Here is a 19,788-nt window from a genome sequence, read left to right on the forward strand (position 1 = left end):
AGGTCTCCGGCGCCCGCGTTTCAGGATCGGTTGTGATTCGTCGCTCGGGTTACTGACCCATGCGGCGGACTTCGACGTCACCCATTCCCAGCTCGCGAATACCGGCTTCAATTTCGGCGGCGTCGCCAATGATAAGCCAGACAAGCTGTTCCGGGTTCACGACGTCCTGTGCCGCGGCACGAACCTCGTCGAGGTCGAGGCCGTGATAGCGCGCAGTCAGCGTGGCCGGGAAGTTCCAGTCACGACCCAGATTCTGGCTGGAAACCAGCGAGTTCCGGACGGCGGCGGCCGTCTCGAACTGGCCCGGCAACGAACGGGTATTATTGTTCACCGAGCGCTCCAATTCGTCCGGCGTGGCCGGATTGGAGGAGGTGAATTCGTCGAACTCGCGCAGAAGTTCGGACAGGGAGTCAGTCGTGCGGTCGGTCTGGACCGGCGCATAGACCATCCAGGGACGTTGGCCGCGGGCACCCCAGAGCAGGGTACGCGCACCATAGGACCAGCCCTTGTCTTCGCGCAGGTTCATGTTGACCCGGGCCGAGAAGGAGCCGCCGATGGCGTCATTCATGGCCGAGTAGACTTCCGGATTGTCGACCGAGCCCGACGGGCCGATCAGGCCGGCGAGGATCAGCGATTGCGGCGAGTTCGGACGATCAACGATGATCACCCGGGCGCTGTCGCCATTGGATGCTTCCGCCAGGTTCTTGGCCGGAAGCGGGGTCGACGGAGCCCGCCAGTTGCGGAAGGCCCGCTCCAGGATCGGCGTCACTTCGTCCAGCGTCGTATCACCGACGATGAACAGGGTGGCATTGTCAGGACGCAGCCAGGTGGCCTGGTGTGCCAGCAGATCGTCCCGCATGAAGCCGCTGACGGCTTCTGGCGTTCCCGAACCGGTGAACGGCACCGAATAGGCATGGCCATCGCCATACATTTCCGGCGGCAGAAGGCGCAGCGCGATCGAGATCGGGTTGGCCATTTCCTGCTGGATACCATTCAGCGTCTGCGAACGGACGCGGTCTATGTCCTCGTCACGGAAGCTCGGATCGGTGATGACCGTGGCCATGAGCTCGACCGAGGGGCGCAGATTGGTGCGCAGGGCCGAGAGGCTGACGGAGGCGGTGTCGAGACCGGCACCGGTGGACAGGTTGGCACCCAGGCTTTCGGCCCGTGCGGCAATGTCCGTGGCGTCCATCCGACCCGCGCCTTCATCCAGCATGTTCATGGTGAAACTGGTCAGACCCAGCTGGCCACCTTCGACGCTGTCGGCTGCATAGCCGCTGTCGAAGACCATCTGCATCTCGACCACCGGCACCGCGTCACGTCGCACGAAGACGATATCGACGCCATTGGACAATTCACCGGTTTCAACCGTCGGCCAGACCAGCTCCGGCGTCGACGCGACGACGGGCAGGGCCGAGCGATCGGCATCGGTTTCGACGCTGGCATAATCACCAAAGGGCAACACGGTGATCTCATGGGAACCCGTGGTAAGCCACTCATTGGCGGTCTCGGTGATGCTGTCCGGTGTGGCGTTGTTCAAGCGTTCCAGATGAGTCCGCCAAAACGCCGGATCATTGGCATAGAGCGCGCCCTCGGCAAGGGTGACGGCCTTGCCGCCAAAGCCACCGATCTGCTCCAGACCCCGCACGACGCCGGCATTGATCCGGGTCTGGGCGGTTTCCAATTCCTCGTCGGTCGGACCTTCGGCCAGAAGCTCCGCGACGATTTCATCGATCCGTGCCGAAGCCGCGTCGACGTCTTCGCCGGGGTTCAGCGTGACCTGGATATGGAATTGGCTGGCCAGCTGGTGTGCCTCAACATAGGCGAAGGCGCTGGTTGCGACCTGGCGTCCGAAGACGAAGTCCTGATAGAGGCGCGAGGTGCGGCCGCCACCCAGAACGGTGGCGAAGAGCTGCAGGTCGGCACGCTCTGCCGTGATGCGGCCCGGAACGACCCAGGTCCGGTAGATGCGCGATTGCGGCACATCATCATACAGTATCTCGGTGGTGCTGTAGCGACGTTCCGGGATCCAGGATTCAATGCGGTTCAGCGGCGGGCCGACGGGGGCGTCCCCGAAATAGCGCTCAACCAGCGGACGAGCTTCCTCGGCATTGATGTCACCGGCCAGGACCAGGACAGCATTCGAGGCGCCGTAATACTGTCGGAACCATTCCTGCACATCTTCCAGCGAAGCGGCATCAAGGTCTTCCATCGAGCCGATCGTGGAGTGGGCATAGGGGTGGCCTTCGGGGAAAAGCGCACGCAGTCGGGAATAGCTCACCATGCCGTAAGGCTGGTTGTCACCCTGGCGTTTTTCATTCTGGACCACGCCGCGCTGCTCATCGAGGCGCTCCTGGTCAACCGCGCCCAGAAGGTGGGTCATGCGGTCCGATTCCATCCACAGCGCCATTTCCAGCGCCGGCGTCGGCACTGTCTGGAAATAGTTCGTGCGGTCGAACCAGGTCGTGCCGTTCATGCCGGTCGCGCCGACATCCTCGAACGGACCGAAATAGTCGTCATTATAGTTTTCCGACCCGTTGAACATCAGGTGTTCGAACAGGTGCGCAAAGCCGGTGCTGCCGGCCGGCTCGGAGCCGGAACCGACGCCGTACCAGATGCTGACCGCGACGACCGGGGCCTTGCGATCCTCGTGCACAACAACGGTCAGGCCGTTTTCGAGCTCAAAGCTCTCATAAGGAATGTCGACGTCCGGAACCTGGGCCGTAGCCAGCCCAGTCCAGGACAGGGCGACCGCAAGGGTCGCCGCAAGAATACGTGGCATCAGTCTCTCCCACCTTACCAGTTCATGTAGCGACACATGTAGACCGTAGGCCGTCCGGGTGAAGTAAATTTCCTGTAATGTGGTGCCGTCAAACCCTCTTCACGAACTCGGTTTTCAGCCCCATCTGGCCAACGCCATCAATGCGGCAATCGATGTCGTGGTCGCCATCGACGAGGCGGATATTCTTCACCTTGGTGCCGACTTTCACGACCTGGCTTGTGCCCTTGATCTTCAGATCCTTGATCACGGTGACCGTATCGCCATCAGTCAACTCGGTGCCATTGGCATCGCGCCACACCTTGCCGCCCGCTGCATCCTCACTGTTGGCGGCCGCGTCGGGCGACCACTCATGAGCGCATTCCGGGCAGACAAGCAGAGTTGCGTCCTCATAGGTCCACGGGCAGTCGCATTTCGGGCAGGGCGGCAATTCGCTCATGGGTCGGGCCTTTCGGATCGGACGGGCGGACGGAGGGCATCCTTAGACGCCTTCCATCTGCCCAGGTCCAGAACCGGGATACAGGGTCAATCCGCGAATTGCGACGCCATCTGGTCGAACCAGCCCTGATACATCGGCGCGACATGAGCCCCGTAATAAAGCAGTTCCGGGGTGTCGTGACGCAGCGCCAGATTGGCCTGCGTGAAGGCTGTGGCCGGGGGCAGGTCGTGGCTTGGCGCGCCATGGGCGGCTTCCAGGGCTGCGCGGAGATCGCCGGCCTCCTCCGCGTCGGTCAGCACCCAGACAAAGGCCAAGGCATCATCGGCGAAGACAAATTCTGCCTCTCGCGGGGCGCCAGCATGGTCCAGGCCCGTACAATCGGCCTGGATGTGGCTGGTCTGGGCGACCGGCATCTCCTCGAGCGGCAGGTCGCGGATGGTCAGTGTGTCACAGGCGGCGTCCAACATTGGTCGGATGCTCTCGAGACTGGCTCCGAACCTGGCCATCGCTGGTGCCGTTTCCGGACCGGCCTGGGCCGGGCTTGGCGTGGTGGCGCAGGCGGCCAGTGTGATCGCAGCGGTCGCGAGGGCGAGTTGGTTCAGGGGGGCGGCTTTGGCAGTCATGCTGGGGTCCTTCGGGTCAGCGATTTGGGACCCTCTCTCTGCCCGGCCAAGCCAATTGGGTCGTCCCGGATCAGGATATGGGACGGTGCGAGGCATGATCCGGGACCTCAGCCCGATCTGGCACGTCGGGTCTGCGCCCGGTCAAAGGCCCGGCTCGGTGTCTCCCCGCGAAGTTCGCGATAGAGGCGGTTGAAGGCTGACTTGGAGTTGAACCCGGCCTCGAAGGCGAGCGTGAGCAAGGTCTCATCGGCACGTTCTGGATCCGCCATCATGGTGTCGACAGCGTCAACGCGCAGCCCGTTCACATAGGCCGAGAAGCTCCGGCCACTGCCGGCATTGACGGCCCGCGACACATCTCGGCTCGTCCCGCCGGCTTCACGCGCGATATCCGCGAGGGAGAGGCGCGGCTCGCGCCATAATTCACGCTCGCGAACGATCTCGTCGATGCGGGCGAAATCATCCAGCACATCGGCGTCATCCGGCGCGGATCGGGAGGCCGCGCCGGCACGTCCCGCTTCCAGACCCTTGGGTGACAGCGCACCTCGCGCGCGGACATGATCACGCGTACGCCAGGCCAACGCGGAGAGCAGCGATGTCACCGCGACCAGGACGAGCGCCAGCCCGGTATCGTCCAGTGTCGGAAGGCGTGCCGCGAGGGCGGAGCGGGCGATATCGAAGGCGGCAATGAGAATAAAGGCGTAGAAGGCATGCCGCACCCAGCGCAAATGGACCCGGTCATCATCGGCCCGGATCTCGCCGGTCAGCCGCTGGTGTTCTCGCAGTGCGAAAGCGATGGCGACAAGATATCCGATCAGGAGTGGTAGTCCGGCAAGCTGGGGCAGCGGGTCGGCAGGACGGAACACCACGACCAGTAGTGCGGGTATGGTGTGCAGGAGATCACGCCAGCCTGGCCGGGCATCGCGATAGCAAAGTTCGCGCACGAAGAGCCAAAGGCCCGGCCCGTAAAGCAGACCAAAGGCGCTGGTGATATCGGCGCTCTGGGGCAAGTCGGCCTGGCCGGTGATCAGATTGGCCAGCATGTGAGCAGCAAAGACCAGCGAAAGCAGGCCAAGGCTGGGCGATATCCGGCGCGCAACCAGAAAAAGCGCCAGCAGGGCCGCGTGATAGGCGGCAAGCAATTGCACGCTGTCAATCAAGGTCATGCGCTCAGCCTCCGGCGCGGATGGCCTGCATGACGCCGAGTATGACGGCGGCGTTGAAGCCGATTCCGAGCGTCGTGATGATCCCGGTGACAGCGGCAACTCCGGTCAGCATCAGGGCGCGGATCGGCATCATCATGACAGCCTCGACCCGAGCAGGTCCGGCCCAGCGCGGGCGTGTCAGTTTTTCGATCAGGTCGGTGAAGCCACCTCGCCAGAGGAGGACCGTCAGCATGACCCAGATAACGGCCCAGACGATCGGCGCGAGCCGGATCGCCACGTCCATACCGGGCAAGTTGAGCAGCGCCTGCAACTCTTCAAACATTCATGACCCCTTCGGCATGCATATTCCTCATTAGCCTTTCCGCAACCTGCGCGCTACATGCGCAGGTGGATGCGGGCTTCGTTCGGACTAGATGGGCGGAGATGGCAGGTGTAGCGACGGATCGGAGTTTCCGGCCCGTGTTACAGAAAGAGCAGGCTCGGGGGCCAATTGGCAGGCATGATGTCGACGAAAACGATACTGATCGGTTTGGCCGGTCTTCTTGTGCTGGTTGCGGCCGGCTGGTGGTGGATGTCCCGCGGCGGCGACGCGGCGGGTGAGGTTGTGATCGAGACCGAGACGGTCGCGGCAGGCGAGGTGCGCCGGATCGTATCTGCCTCCGGTGCCGTGCGGGCTTTGGTCACGGTTGAAGTCGGTTCCCAGCTATCCGGCCAGATCGAGTCGCTTTTCGTTGACTTCAACGACACGGTGGAAGCCGGGCAGATCATCGCCCAACTCAATCCGGAGACCTATGAAACCCGCATTCGCGAGGCCGAGGCCAATCGCGCCACGGCGGCGGCCAATCTGTCTCTGCAGCGTGCGAACCGGCTCACCGCAGAAGCCAATGCACGATCGGCCCGTCAGGAATATGACCGTATCCAGGCCCTGTTCGATCGGGGTATTTCAGCCCAGTCGGCGCTGGACAATGCCCTGACCGCGCATGAGGCTGCCCAGGCCAGCCTGGCTGTGTCCGACGCCCAGATCCGCAATGCCCAGGCCGTTTTGGCCCAGCGTGACGCCACCATGGAAGGTGTGCAGATTGACCTGGAGCGCACGACCATTCGCGCACCGATCAACGGGATCGTGGTCGACCGGGCCGTGGATCAGGGGCAGACCGTTGCTGCAAGCTTGTCCGCCCCGACCCTCTTCACCATCGCCCAGGATCTCGGCCAGGTGCAGATCGATGCCCAGGTCGATGAAGCCGATATCGGTCAGATCGCTGAAAACCAGCCTGTTGCTTTCACGGTCGATGCGTATCCCGGTCTCGAGCTCACCGGTGTGGTGGACCAGATCCGACTGGCGCCGCAGACACTGAACAATGTCGTGACCTACACGGTGGTGATCTCGGCGGCCAATCCCGGCCAGCGCCTCCTGCCCGGCATGACCGCCAATATGGATATCATTACCGGGGAACGTTCCGGCGTGCTGACCGTCCCGAATTCAGCCCTGCGCTTCCGACCATCCCCGGCGCTGGAAAGCCGTGCCCAGCCCGTGGGAGATGGTGCGGGCGGCGGTCGCGGTGGTCCCGGTGGCGGACGCGGTGGCGGCAATCCGATGGCGCAAATGGCCGAGCGTCTGGAACTGACACTCGACCAGCAGGAGCAGGCTGGGGCCATTTTCCGTCAGGTCTTCGGCCGTATGGCAGCAGCGGCTCAGGCTGGCGAGACGCCGAACCGCGACGCAGCCCAGGCCGAGATCACCCGCGAGTTGCAAGCCGTCTTCACGCCGGAGCAGATGGCCGCCTATCGTGACATGCAACGCGAAATGCGAGAGACCCGTTCGGCAACGATCTGGGTGCTCGAGGATGATGGCGCTCTCGTCGAACGACGCGTCCGGGTCGGCATCAATGATACCCAGAAGACCGAAGTGGTGGGAGGTCAGCTCGAGGCCGGTGACGCTGTCATCACCCGCGCTCGCGAGGTGCGTGAATAATGCCGGCGCTGATCGAGTGCCGGAATCTGGTCAAGACCTATGAGATGGGCGACCAGGTCGTGCACGCACTCAATGACGTCTCGCTGGATATCGAGGCGGGTGAGTATGTGGCCATCATGGGGACCTCCGGTTCAGGCAAATCGACCCTGATGAATCTGCTCGGCGCGCTCGATCAGCCGACATCGGGGCAATTGCGCATCGCCGGTGAGGATGTCCGGGCGCTGGGGCCGGATGCGGTTTCGCGCTTTCGCAATCGCACGATCGGGTTTGTCTTTCAGCAGTTCAACCTCCTGCCGCGCACCAGTGCACTGGAAAACGCCGCTCTCCCCCTGATCTATTCCGGTCTGCCGCATGCTGAACGCGTCAAGCGGTCCATGGCGCGACTCGAGCAGGTCGGACTGGGCGAGCGGACGGATCATCATCCGGCGCAGCTCTCGGGTGGGCAGCAGCAGCGAGTCGCCATCGCGCGAGGGCTGGTCAATGACCCGAAAATCCTGCTCGCTGACGAGCCGACAGGCGCACTTGATACCAAGACCTCCAAAGACATCATGGCAATCTTTGACCAGCTCAACCGGGAGGGAATCACTGTGATTTTGGTGACTCATGAGCAGGAAGTCGCCGACCATGCCCGTCGCCAGATCGTGTTTCGCGATGGCGAGATAGTGGAGGACCGCTCATGAATGCGCTCGCATCCTTGCGCGTGGCGTTGACCGCGCTTCGCATCAATGCGCTCCGCAGTGCGCTGGCCATGCTTGGCGTCATTATCGGTGTGGCCTCCGTTATCGTCCTGGTGTCGATCAGCGAAGGAACCAAGCAGGCGGTCGAGGCCCAGATTGCGAGCTTCGGCGCCAATCTTCTGATCATTCGCCCAGGCTCTTCCATGTTTGGCGGACGTCGGGGTGGCGCGGGCTCTGCGGACCCGATGACCGATGGCGATGTGGAAGCAATCCGAACAGAAATCGCCGGCCTCGCGGGCGTCTCGGGCGAAGTGTCGGCCGGGACCACTCTGGTCTTCGGCGGCATTAACTGGACGTCACGGATCCAGGGCGTGAATCCCGATTATTTCTCCGCGCGTGGCTGGGTCATCGGCGAAGGGCGTGCCTTTTCCGGCGCCGAGGATGTGTCGGGGCGTCGCTTTGTCGTGGTCGGGCAGACCATCGTCCAGGAATTGTTCGACGGGGCCAGTCCGCTGGGCCAGTCCATCCGGATTGGCGGCCAGCCTTTCGAAGTCATCGGTACACTTGAACGCAAGGGTGAGACCTCCTGGGGTCAGGATCAGGATGATGTCGTCTTTGCCCCCCTGTCGACGGTTCGCCAGCGCTTCGGTGCCGGCATGAGCGCGACCGTGCGCGATGCGGTCTCGACCATCTATGCCGATATCGCGCCGGGTGAATCCACCTCGCGCGTGATCGAGGATATTCAGGACCTCCTGCGCATAAGACGCGAAATCCAGCCCGGTGCCGAGGATGATTTCGCTGTCGGTTCACTTGCCGAATTCATTCGAGCGCGCAATGAGACCGAGAGTCAGCTCGGCCTTTTGCTGGCTGTGGGTGCCGGCATTGTCCTACTGGTTGGCGGGATCGGGATCATGAATATCATGCTGGTCTCGGTCACTGAACGCACACGGGAGATCGGTCTGCGACTGGCCGTCGGCGCGCGGCGCGCAGATGTGCGCAACCAATTCCTGATCGAGAGCATTGTTCTGTGTGTGATTGGTGGCCTGGCCGGCTTGGTGGTCGGGGTCGGCGGAACGCTCATCTATGCCGAGGTCGGCCAGCTCGACATCGTCATCGACCCGGTGATCGTCGCCATTGCGATCGGCGCGTCTGCCTTGGTCGGGGTTTTCTTCGGTCTCTACCCGGCGCACCGCGCGTCGCGACTCAATCCGATCGACGCCCTGCGCTTCGAATAGGGTCAGGTATCCGGCGCGTTCCGGCGCGGCGGTGTTCGCGGCAGATCGAAGGTGAAGCGTGTGCCTTCGTCCTGCTCGGACTCGACGCGGATCGTACCGCCGAGGCGTTCAACGGCTTGCCGAACGACCGCCAGTCCGATGCCTGTGCCCTCATATTCCTCGCGCGTGTGAAGTCGCTGGAAGGGCGCGAATATCTTTTCGGCGAAGCGCATGTCCATGCCGATTCCATTGTCTGCCACTGTGAAGGTCCAGCCCGTCGCCGTGGCCTCGCTCGAAATCATGACCTCCGGGTCGGCGATGCCACGGTATTTCACCGCATTCGAAATCAGGTTCTGGAAAATCTGGGTGAGCAGAACCGGGTCGGACTGCAGCGTGGGAAGTGTCTGGATCTGGATGATCGCGTTATTCTCGGTGATCCGGGTTTCGATCTGGTCCAGCACGTCCGTGACGAGGGCATGCGTATCAACTTCTTCGAGATTCAGTGGCTGGCTGGACAGTTTGGAGTAATCCAGCAGCTCAGTGATCAGTCGCTGCATGCGCTGGGCCGCGTCGGCGAGGAAGTCCAGACTGCGAACCCCGTCCTCGTCCAGCTTGTCGGAATAGCGCCGCTTCACCAGTGAGGAGAAGGCTGCGACCTTGCGCAGGGGTTCCTGGAGATCGTGCGAGGCGACGGTGGCAAACCGGTCCAGCTCGCGATTCGTGCGCTCCAGCTGGATATTGGTCGCGCGCAATTCTGTCACGTCGGTGAGAATGGCGTAACTGCGCGACGGATTGCCGTCGGTGTCGCGTTCGAGGAAAGACGAGAGCAGCACATCGACCAGATCGCCATTCTTTCGGACGTATCGGTAGGGCGTATGCGTGTTGTGGCCGACCTGGAACAGGTGCGGCAGTTCAACATTGATCGCCCGCTCCCGCGATTCAGCATCGAGGAAGTCGGTTGATTTGCGACCGATGACTTCCGATCGCTTGTAACCCAGGTGCGAGAGCCAGTAGTCACTAACCTCCACAATATGGCCGTCAGCATCGATCGTGTGCATCATGGCCGGTGTGGCGCGATAGATGCGCTCGAACCGGGCCCGTTCTTCCGACATCATGGCCTCGAGCTGGCGTGTGGCATCGACATTCCACAACACGCCGGACGCCGCGAGGGCGCGGCCTTGTTCGTCTCGTTCGATGATCCGCCCGGTCAAGCGGTGCCAGACAAAGTCCCCCTTCCAGTCGCGCAATCGGTATTGGTCGTCGGCCTGAACGTTTGGCGTCGTCATGATGTGCGCGACGACGGCATCAACGCCGGCGATGTCGGACGGGTGAATGCGCTCGCGCCACTCGTCGAGACCGATCGTGCAGGCATCCTTCTCTCCGAAGAGTTCGGCAACGATGGTGCCGCGCAGATCAATGGTCTGGTGGGCCATGTCAATACGCCAGGTCCCCAACGCGGCCGCGGTGACGGCCTGGAAGAGCTGTTGCTCGCGATCCGCCAAGGCTTCCTGCGTCGCGAGGCGTTCGCTGATGTCGGCAATGAAGCCGGACGCGACGGTCGGGACGCCACGACTGTCCCGCTCCGAGATGCGGCCACGATTGTGGATGCGTATCCAGCCGCTCTTTTCCGATTGATACCGCAATGTGAGATCAACGGAGTCGCGCTCGCCAGATTCGAGCTGTTGGAAGGATTCGCGCGTCAATTCCATGTCGTCGGGATGCACGCGCGATAGCCAGTCGTCATAAGTGACGCGGGCATCACCAGAGGGCAGGCCCATCATCTCGGCCACTATCGCGCTGACTTCGCCGACACGCGTTTTGAGATCGATCCGCCACGCGCCTTCGCCGGCAGCCAGCAGAGCTTCACGCAGGCGCCGGTCGCTTTCTGCGAGTGCTCGCTCAAGACGGCGTTCTTCCGTGATATTGCTGACAATCCCGGCGGCTCGTTTCGCCGAACCGTCGGCGGACCACTCGACAACCCGTCCGCGCGAACTCAACCAGACCTCAGAACTGTCCGGACTGATCACCCGAAAGCGCCCAAGGCTCTGACTGGATCCGGAGTCGGGTCGCACGCGGGGTCGATGGAGGAACTCGTCGAAGCGCTTTCGAGCCCTGGCTCGACCTTCTTCCGGGATGAGCCCATACCAGGCATCGGACGAAACCATGCTGCCGTCCTCGACATCGAGAAGGCGGGCGAGAACACCGGAAACGTGCAACTGGTCGTGTTTGACATCGAGGCTCCAGGCTCCGTCATTGGCGCCTTCAAGACCCTCCCGCATCAATCTTTCGGTTTCGATGAGTTTGATCTCGAGCTGTTTGCGCTCGGTGATGTCAAGCAGGACTCCTACCACCACAGGCGGATCGGTGTTCGGTTTCAGGCCGCCGCGAGAGCGCAGCCAGATCCACTCACCGGACCGGGCGTCGAGCAGGCGGTATTCGGCATCCAGCGTGTCGGCGGTTCCATCCGCGATGGCCTCGAGCTGTCGGGCAACATCCTTGCGCTCGTCGGGATGTGTCCGCTCCAGCCAGAGCGCGCCGTCAATTGCATCGGCGCCGTCCAGGACTCCCAACATGGCACGGATCGGCCCGATCGGGGTGACTTTCAGCGTCCTGGGGTCGACCTCCCAGACGCCGCTGGATCCGTATTCGATGGCGTCGGCCAACTGGCGTTCGCGCGTCGCCAACTGGACTTCCAGTTCCTGGCGTTCGGTGGCATCGGCGACCACGCCTGAAATCCGCAGGGCGTGACCCTCGCGGGTAAACTCGGTGACCTTGCCGCGCATGTGCAGCCAGCGCCAGGCGTCGTCGACGCGCTGGGCCTTGAAGACGATATCGAGCGGGCGGGTCGGGTTGGTACGCTGTTCCTCGATGGCTTGGGCGAGGCGGGTGCGGTCGTCCTTGTGGGTGATTTCCAGCCAGCGTTCGAGCGAGATGGTGGCGTCGGCGGACGAGATGCCCATGAACTCGTTGATAAAGCCACGGGTCGACCCGAGCCGTGTCACCAGGTTCAGCGAGAAAGCCCCCTCATTGGCCGAAGCGAGGGCTGCGCGCAGCTGGATATCGCTCGCCTCGAGCCGGGCCTTCAGCGTGAGTTCGGCCGTGACGTCACGAATGAAGAGCAAGATGGAGGCGTCGGTCGTCCCGTCGGCGGCGGACCGGGTCGCCACGGTTTCGCCGTCGAAGACACGGCTGTTGCGGGTGCGGTAGCGGGCCGTGAACCGACCTTCCGAAAGACCGTCCGGTATATCGAAGCCCGCGTCCTCGAGCTGGTCATAGGCCCGCGGGTCGGCGAACACGATCTGCGCCCGCTTGCCGGCCAGCTCGGCCCGGTCATAGCCCAGAAGTTCCGATGCGGCGGCGTTGATCGCGGTGATGGTGCCACGCGCATCGAGGACAAGGATGGGCAGCGGGGAGCACGCAAACAGCGCCCGCTGCATGTCGGCGGACCGGGTGGTCATCGCGGCAATGTTCCGGCGCTTTGAGTCATCCGTGGCCTCTTGGACGAGAAGGGTGAGACAGTTTGAGCCTGTCCGGTTCGTATTAAAAAGGTTTTACAGCGCGGAAACTTAGCATTCGCGCTGCAGAAGGGTCACGCAAAGACATTCCACGTCTGGGGCAGTTGTGAATGAGAACGAGGCTGGCCTTGCGCAATTGTGTCGATATGCTCCCTCGTCACCGAGTATTTGGGGAGTATTATTGTGCCCGACGCCCATCAGAATGCCGCCGGCGAATCGCCGATCCTTCAGGTCTCCGACCTTAACGTCGATTTCCGGACGCCGGACGGTGTGGTCCAGGCCGTGAAGGGCGTGTCGCTGGAGATCAAGGCGGGTGAGTGCCTGGCTGTGGTTGGTGAGTCAGGCTCGGGCAAGAGCCAGACCTTCCTCGCCGCAATGGGCTTGCTGGCCTCGAACGGCAAGGCAACCGGCTCGATCAAGTACCGCGGTGATGAGATCCTCGGTTTGTCGCCGCGCAAGCTCAACCGGGTGCGCGGTCGCTCGATGACAATGATTTTCCAGGATCCGTTGACCTCGCTGACGCCGCACATGACCGTTGGCGACCAGATGCAGGAAGTTCTGGGCATTCACATGAAGATGCGCGGCAAGGACGCGGAAGCGCGCGCTCTGGAATGGCTCAACCGGGTCCGTATTCCCGAGGCCCAGCGCCGCCTTGCGCAATACCCGCACGAACTCTCCGGCGGCATGCGTCAGCGTGTCATGATCGCCATGTCGATGCTGTGCGAGCCGGATTTGCTGATCTGTGATGAGCCGACCACGGCGCTGGATGTGACCGTCCAGGCCGAAGTGCTCGACATCATGGATGAGCTGAAACACGAAACCGGCGCTGCCCTGGCTCTGATCACCCACGATATGGGTGTGGTGGCGCGGATGGCCGACCGGGCCCAGGTAATGAAGCACGGAGTCTATGTCGAGGGCGGCAAGATCGAGGACATCTTTGCTGATCCGCAACACGCCTACACTCGCATGTTGCTTGAAGCGATGCCGCGCCTGGATCGTCCCGATCGCCCCGGCCATACGGCGCTCAAGCCGGTCGCTGGCGAGGCCGATGCCGACCCGCTCCTCTCGGTGTCGGACGTGAAAGTCCAATTTCCTATCCAGGTCTCTGGTGGACTGCGCCCGACCTACAAGACACTGCGGGCCGTCGACGGGATCAGCTTTGACCTGCAGCCCGGCGAAACATTGGGCGTGGTTGGCGAGTCGGGCTGCGGCAAGTCGACACTGGCGCGGGCTGTCCTGCGGCTGGTTCCGGCCCAGGAAGGCGCGGTCTCCTGGATCGGTCGCGACTTGCTCGGTCTCAAGGCGAATGATCTGCGCAAGGCGCGCGAGGATTTCCAGATCGTCTTCCAGGACCCGCTCGCTTCGCTCGATCCGCGCATGACGATCGGCGCCTCGATCGAGGAACCGCTGCTCACCTTCCGCAAGGCGATGCGGCGCACGGAGCGCGAAGTCGTGGTCAAGGAGATGATGGAGAAGGTCGGACTCGACCCGAACATGATCAATCGATATCCGCACGAGCTGTCCGGTGGACAAAACCAGCGTGTCGGCATTGCTCGCGCCATGATCCTGCGTCCCAAACTCGTTATTTGTGACGAGGCCGTGTCGGCGCTCGATGTGTCAATCCAGGCCCAGATTGTGGAGCTTCTGATCAAGCTCCAGCAGGAGATGGACCTGTCGATGATCTTCATCTCGCATGACCTCTCGGTCGTGCGCGAGATTTCGCATCGCGTGATGGTGCTCTATCTCGGCCGCGTCGTTGAAATGGCTGACCGTGATCAGATCTACGAGGATGCCCGCCATCCCTATACCCAGGCCCTGATTTCGGCCGTGCCGGTTCCTGATCCCGTGGTCGAGAAAGCGCGCGTGCGTGTCAAGCTGGACGGGGAATTGCCCTCCCCAATGGATACCCGCGCCCAATTGCGTTTCATGAAGTCGAAACTGGTCGATGACCCGGATGTGGAGCAGTACCGTCCGCAATTGATGGAAGTCGCGGAAGGCCATTGGGTCGCCGAGCACGACCCATTCGAACAAGCGTCGGTCTGACCCGCAGTTTGCAGCTAATTCACTCGACAATGGCTCGGACGCCTCTAGGTTCCGAACCCTTGAACATGTCCGGGAGAGCAGGAATGGCAGAGAAAATCGGCAGGACACTGGGCGTCGCAAGCCTGGCCCTCATCCTGGGTCTGGCGGCATGCCAACCCGCTCAGGACAGTCAGGCCAGCGATACAAGCTTGCCGTCCGATTATGCCTTTGTGCATGAGGTCACCGACCTTCCCGCCGATCCGGATATTCTCTACGGCCAGCTCGAGAACGGCCTGCGTTATGCGGTTCGCGCCAACCAGACGCCGCCCAATGTCGCTTCGGTGCGCATGGTCTTCAACATGGGCTCGCTGGGCGAGGCCGAGGATCAGCGTGGCCTGGCTCATTTCATCGAGCATATGGCGTTCAACGGCACGACCGACGTGCCCGAGGGCGAGATGGTGCCGTTGCTGGAACGCTATGGTCTCCAGTTCGGCCCCGACACCAATGCCTTCACCGGCTATGAGACAGTCGGCTACCAGCTCGATCTGCCGGATGCCGGCGATGAGGCGGTGGACACGGCGCTTTTCCTGATGCGTCAGACAGCCAGTGAAATGCTGTTTGATCCGGAGGCCATTGATCGAGAGCGCGGCGTCATTCTCTCCGAGGAGCGCGTGCGGAATACGCCAATCCGCCGCTGGAATAATGCCCTCTGGCATTTCCGTCTGCCCGGCACGCTGATCCCGGAGCGTGACGCGATCGGTACGATCGAGGTTCTGGAGAATGCCCAGCGCGAACGCTTTGTCGATTATTACGAGAATTTCTACACGCCCGAGCGGGGTATGGTCGTTGTGGTCGGCGATATCGATCCGGATGCCGTCGCCGCGCAGATCGAGGCCAGTTTTGCCGATTGGCAGGGGATTGATGATGCGCGTCCGAATCCGGAGCTCGGCAGCGTCGCGGCAGACCGTCCTCTTTCGGCGGGCTATTTCTACGACCCGGAACTTTACACCATCATCACTGTGGATGCGGTGCGTCCACATGCGCCTCGCCTGGATAGTTCGCAGACCCGCTTCGAGAACAATCTGGCCAATATCGGCGATGCCATTCTCAGCCGTCGTTTTGCCACGCTGACCAGTTCGGGAAGTTCGCCTCTGATCCAGGCGGCTGCCAATCACGGCACCGATTTCAGCCTCGCGGATCGCGCATCTGTGCTGGCCATTGCTCGACCGGAGCGCTGGGAAGACGCTGTCGCGACTCTGGAGCAGGAATTGCGCCGGGCCATGGAGTACGGCTTCACCCAGGCGGAACTCGATGAGCAGATTGCCAATCTCCACACCGCCCTGCGCGATGCGGCCGAGCAATCGGGTACCCGTCAAAGCTCAAGCCTGTCTGACCAGATCTGGTCGAACTGGCGCTCCGACCAGGTGCTGACGACCTCGCAATCCATGCTCGCGCGCTTCGAAGAAACCTTGCCGCAAGTCACGCCCGAGTCTGTCAGCGCAGCCTTCCAGGCCCAGTGGGAGGGCGTTGAGCCGCTGCTCTTCCTGGCCAGCTCCGAGGAGATGGATGATGCCCAGACGCGGCTGATCGAGGCCTGGCAGACAAGCGCCGAAACGCCAGTCGAGGCACCGGAAGACCATGGCGACCTGGTCTTTGCCTACACTGATTTCGGGTCTGCAGGTTCGATAGTCTCGCGCGAGGAGATCGAGGATCTCGGTCTGGTACGCCTGCAGTTTGAAAACGGTGTGGCGGTCACATTCAAGCCGACCAGTTTCGAGGACGGGACGGTTCGCGTACGCCTCGACTTTGGCCGCGGCGAACTTGAGCCGCGCGCCATGCCGGCCGTCGATATCATCGCCGGCTCGGTCTTCACCGCATCCGGTCTGGGCCAGCATTCCTCCGATGAGCTGGGCCGTGTCCTGGCGGGCCGTAATGTTGGCTACAGCTTCAATGTCGGCGATGACAGTTTCAGCTTCAATACCGCCACCACACCGGGTGATCTGCGGATCCAGATGGATTTGCTGACAGCCTTCCTCACCGATCCGGGCTGGCGCCAGGAAGGTTTGGACCAGTTCCGCGCCCTGATTCCGGAGATCCGCCGCAATTCGTATTCGACCCCGGGCGGCGTCATGTCGGCCGAGGTGTCGCGCATGATCCGATCGGGTGATGAGCGTTACGGCCTGCCCGATCCGGAACAGGTTGCGGGCGTTGATATGGCCGCGGTTCGCGACTTTCTCACGCCGGCGCTCGACAATGCGCCGATCGAGGTGACGATCGTCGGTGATGTCAGTGAAGCGGCCCTGATCGAGGCCCTGGCCCCGACACTCGGCGCCCTGCCGGCCCGTGCCGAGAGCTGGCCTGATTATGACGAGGCTCGCACGATTGTTTTCCCGCCAGCCGTCGAAGAGCCGGTCGTGCTGCGACATAACGGTCCGGCCAACCAGGCGCGAGCCAATGTTTACTGGCCGACCTTCGACGACAGTGATGCTCAACGCACCCGGTCCATGGCCCTGCTCAACGCCGTCTTCGACCTCAAGCTGACCGAGCGTCTGCGTGAACGCGAAGGCCTGACCTATTCGGCGTCGAATGCAGCGTCGGAGTCGGATGTCTATCCTGATTACGGATATCTCTATGTCGGGGCTGATGTCCGGATCGAAACGGTCGACCAGACCTATGCCGCGATCAATGAACTTGCGGCTGATCTGGCGTCCGGTGCCATCAGCGAGGACGAAGTCCTGCGCGCCCGGCGCCCGCTGATCGAACAGATCGAGAATGCGATGGAGAATAATGGCGCCTGGATGAGCTGGTTGTCCCAGTCATGGAGCCACCCGCAGCGCCTCGACCGAATTCGCTCTTTGCGCGGTGATTATGAAAGCGTCTCGCGTGAGCAATTGATTGATCTGGCTGCGACTTACCTCTCGCCCGAACTTAGCTGGCGTGTCACCATCCTGCCGAGAGATACCGAGTAGCATTCAGCCGACAGGACAGACCTGATGATCCGATTTGCCCTTGCCGCAAGCTGCTGCGCCCTGGCGTTGTCAGCCTGTTCCGAGCCGACCGGCTCGACTCCAGACGAGACAGAGACCGAAACCATGACCGACACCACGACCCGCGCCGAGACGACGGCGTCCGGCGATGAGACTGCGATACGTGAGCGCCTGGCCATGGCGGAGCGCGTTGTTCCCAATCTCGATGCCTTGATTGCGCGTCAGTATATTGTCGACGAGGCTCGGTCCTGTTCGGTTGATGACAGCGTCACCATTCCGCTGGTTGATCTGCCCGAGGATCCGGCCGATGCCGCCGCCAATGGCGCGCTGGCCGATCAGTATCTCAACTATATCGTGGGCGAGCCTTGCGTGTTCCAGCTACCCTCTGGCCTGACTTTCCGGATCCGGACAGCGGTAGAAGAGGGCGACAGCCCGACGCGCGGCGACATGGTAACGGTGAATTACCGCGGTCAACTCCTCAATGGCGAAGAGTTTGACAGCTCCTGGACGCGTGGTGAGCCGGCGACGTTTCCGTCTGACCGCCTGATTGCCGGATGGGTGGAAGCCCTGCCGTTGATGCAGGTCGGTGAGCGCTGGGAGCTCTTCATCCATCCGGACCTGGCCTATGGCATGCGCGGCACGCCGGGCGGACCGATCGGGCCCAACATGGCGTTGGTCTTCGAGCTAGAATTGCTCGACCTGCCAGGCTGATTACGCCACGCTGGAAATTGTATGAGCCGGCCTGACGCCTGTCGCCTAGCGCGACAGGCGAAGGTTTGTCAGATCACCGGCGATCATCTCGAAGGCGTCTTCCAGCGCTTCGGCCGATGGCGAGTCGAAATACAGGCTCGAATGGCTGGCGCAATCACGCATCAAGTCCCGGGTCGAGCTGGAATTGACCTGGAAGGTGATGGTGTAGACGCGAATACCCTGCGCCTTGGCGTAGTCGCAGGCAGCCTCTGTCCGGTCGTCAAGCTCGCCGGATAGTACATTGCTGCTGGAGGAGCGGCGGCCCAGTCGGCCGTCGGCGACAAAGCCGTAGGCCTCATAGTCAGACATCTGATTGGTATTTCGGCCGCTCATGACATTGTCGCCATCGGTCAGGATCACCATGGCCTTGATGTACTCGTCGTCGGACCAGGCCGCGCCTTCGGTAAAGGGGGCGCCGGGTGAAAGCGTGCGGACACCCCAACCAATGCCATTGGGGATATTGGTCGTTCCGCTGGCACCCATGTCGTCGATTGCGCTGAGGACGGTGCGCTCATTGGTGGTCAGCGGTGTTATGGGCGTCGTGGTGCAGCGTCGGTTCGGGCCTTCGCGGCTCGGGCGACCATTGTCGTATTTGTCGAGATATTCGAGGCGCGTATCGACGCCGCCGCTGACGCCGTCGGACAGGTAGGAGTTGGAATACCTGCCAATGTCCGGCTCGTCTGGCGCGAAATAGGGAATGAAAAGGGTTTCCGGGTCGCTGCGGCTCGGCGTCGTATCATCGATATCCATCGGGATCGAGCGCGCTTCGACGCAGCCGTCCCAGGACGTGTTGCGCAGCTGGTCGAATAAGTCCCAGTGGTTCACGACAACTTCTTCGGTCGTGCAGCGGCGGCGACGTCCGCGCCCGCTGCAAGTCTCCACCTCGACCGGATTGCCGCCCGCCCACTCCGCGTGAATCGGCGACTCGGCATTCGGGTCGAGCCACCAGGCACGCTCGTATTCAGTGCCGACATTTACCGTTGCGGCGAAGGGCACGAGGCCGATCTTCACGTCTGTCGGATCATCGGCGGCATCAAACAGGATTTCGGTGAGAAGCTCGGCGCTGTCGCGCAGGTCACGGATCTTGGAACCGCCCATCGAGCCGGTATTGTCGAGCACCATGACCAGTTCCAGGCGCTGCCGGGCCCGCTGGACCTCGCTCTCCCAGTGAACGGTAATGTAGTCGATGCCGGCCATGCCCAGCATGGTTGTCTGAACGCGGGCTTCACCGGTCACGGTGACCGTGTCGGACTCATCGTCGATGTTAACGTTGACGTTCTGCACCACGCCGAGTTCGCGGCCTGGATAGTTCGCCGCGATGAAATCATTGGCGATGCTGGTTGCATCCGCGTTTGACAGCGAGGTGTTCACACCGACAGCGAGGGCCGCGGCGTCCAGCGCCTGGGCAAGGCGGGAGCGGGCATTCATCGACTGGCTGAGATCCACCGCCCCGCCGGACAACAGGGCCACTGGGACCAATGACAGCGCAAAAATCGTTGCCACATTCCCGCGCGTTTCGCGGCGGAACCGGGCAGCCAGATTTTTCAGGGCTTTGAAAGCCATGGCGGTGATCCAATGCAGAATTCTCGGAAATCCTACCGGATCGGGATTAAGGGGGCGTTATATGCCACGGTTATTGAGAGATGA

At 62.4% G+C, this 19,788-nt stretch carries 13 protein-coding genes; 6 read left to right on the top strand and 7 right to left on the bottom strand.

Features of this window, described 5'->3' with window-relative positions:
* Positions 1–49: 49 nt before the first annotated feature.
* The 5 genes from JXQ94_RS00545 to JXQ94_RS00565 form a co-directional block, all read right to left on the bottom strand.
* The gene (locus JXQ94_RS00545; RefSeq protein WP_421921884.1) at positions 50–2,782 is read right to left on the bottom strand and encodes a M16 family metallopeptidase; all 2,733 of its coding nucleotides are present in this window, start codon (positions 2,780–2,782) and stop codon (positions 50–52) included.
* Positions 2,783–2,870: 88 nt separating this feature from the next.
* Positions 2,871–3,218, bottom strand: coding sequence for a zinc ribbon domain-containing protein YjdM (locus JXQ94_RS00550; protein ID WP_421921885.1), 348 nt, complete (start codon positions 3,216–3,218; stop codon positions 2,871–2,873).
* Positions 3,219–3,304: 86 nt separating this feature from the next.
* Positions 3,305–3,841: a hypothetical protein gene (locus JXQ94_RS00555; protein WP_421921886.1), complete on the bottom strand. Its 537-nt coding sequence runs from the start codon at positions 3,839–3,841 to the stop codon at positions 3,305–3,307.
* A 107-nt stretch (positions 3,842–3,948) separates the two neighbouring features.
* A complete protein-coding gene (locus JXQ94_RS00560) occupies positions 3,949–5,004 on the bottom strand; it encodes a helix-turn-helix domain-containing protein (RefSeq protein ID WP_421921887.1) in 1,056 nt (351 codons plus the stop codon).
* A 4-nt stretch (positions 5,005–5,008) separates the two neighbouring features.
* Entirely contained in the window at positions 5,009–5,326 is a 318-nt protein-coding gene (locus JXQ94_RS00565) for a hypothetical protein (protein WP_421921888.1), read from the bottom strand.
* A 177-nt stretch (positions 5,327–5,503) separates the two neighbouring features.
* On the opposite strand from JXQ94_RS00565, the gene JXQ94_RS00570 reads away from it, so the two are divergent.
* Genes JXQ94_RS00570 through JXQ94_RS00580 form a run of 3 tightly spaced genes read left to right on the top strand, consistent with a single transcriptional unit; the run spans position 5,504 to position 8,888 of the window.
* Positions 5,504–6,976: an efflux RND transporter periplasmic adaptor subunit gene (locus tag JXQ94_RS00570; protein ID WP_421921889.1), complete on the top strand. Its 1,473-nt coding sequence runs from the start codon at positions 5,504–5,506 to the stop codon at positions 6,974–6,976.
* A complete protein-coding gene (locus tag JXQ94_RS00575) occupies positions 6,976–7,656 on the top strand; it encodes an ABC transporter ATP-binding protein (RefSeq protein WP_421921890.1) in 681 nt (226 codons plus the stop codon). Before JXQ94_RS00570 ends, JXQ94_RS00575 begins: the two co-directional genes overlap by 1 nt.
* Entirely contained in the window at positions 7,653–8,888 is a 1,236-nt protein-coding gene (locus JXQ94_RS00580; protein WP_421921891.1) for an ABC transporter permease, read from the top strand. The genes JXQ94_RS00575 and JXQ94_RS00580 overlap by 4 nt, the downstream gene beginning before the upstream one ends.
* A gap of 2 nt (positions 8,889–8,890) precedes the next feature.
* On the opposite strand, the gene JXQ94_RS00585 is transcribed toward JXQ94_RS00580, so the two are convergent.
* Positions 8,891–12,325, bottom strand: coding sequence for a PAS domain-containing protein (locus tag JXQ94_RS00585; protein ID WP_421921892.1), 3,435 nt, complete (start codon positions 12,323–12,325; stop codon positions 8,891–8,893).
* A 240-nt stretch (positions 12,326–12,565) separates the two neighbouring features.
* Here JXQ94_RS00585 and JXQ94_RS00590 point away from each other — a divergent pair, with 240 nt between their 5' ends.
* The 3 genes from JXQ94_RS00590 to JXQ94_RS00600 all read left to right on the top strand — a co-directional run bounded on the left by JXQ94_RS00590 (position 12,566) and on the right by JXQ94_RS00600 (position 18,102).
* Positions 12,566–14,425 (top strand): dipeptide ABC transporter ATP-binding protein, encoded by a 1,860-nt coding sequence (locus JXQ94_RS00590; RefSeq protein ID WP_421921893.1) that lies wholly within the window; start codon positions 12,566–12,568, stop codon positions 14,423–14,425.
* 83 nt (positions 14,426–14,508) lie between these two features.
* Positions 14,509–17,373 (top strand): M16 family metallopeptidase, encoded by a 2,865-nt coding sequence (locus JXQ94_RS00595; RefSeq protein WP_421921894.1) that lies wholly within the window; start codon positions 14,509–14,511, stop codon positions 17,371–17,373.
* A 24-nt stretch (positions 17,374–17,397) separates the two neighbouring features.
* Positions 17,398–18,102, top strand: a complete 705-nt coding sequence (locus tag JXQ94_RS00600; protein WP_421921895.1) for an FKBP-type peptidyl-prolyl cis-trans isomerase — start codon at positions 17,398–17,400, stop codon at positions 18,100–18,102.
* A gap of 45 nt (positions 18,103–18,147) precedes the next feature.
* Here the strand turns inward: JXQ94_RS00600 and JXQ94_RS00605 are convergent, their stop codons facing one another.
* Positions 18,148–19,704 (bottom strand): pilus assembly protein TadG-related protein, encoded by a 1,557-nt coding sequence (locus JXQ94_RS00605; RefSeq protein ID WP_421921896.1) that lies wholly within the window; start codon positions 19,702–19,704, stop codon positions 18,148–18,150.
* Positions 19,705–19,788: the final 84 nt, after the last annotated feature.

The organism is Maricaulis maris, from assembly GCF_049116555.1.
GTDB lineage: Bacteria > Pseudomonadota > Alphaproteobacteria > Caulobacterales > Maricaulaceae > Maricaulis > Maricaulis maris_C.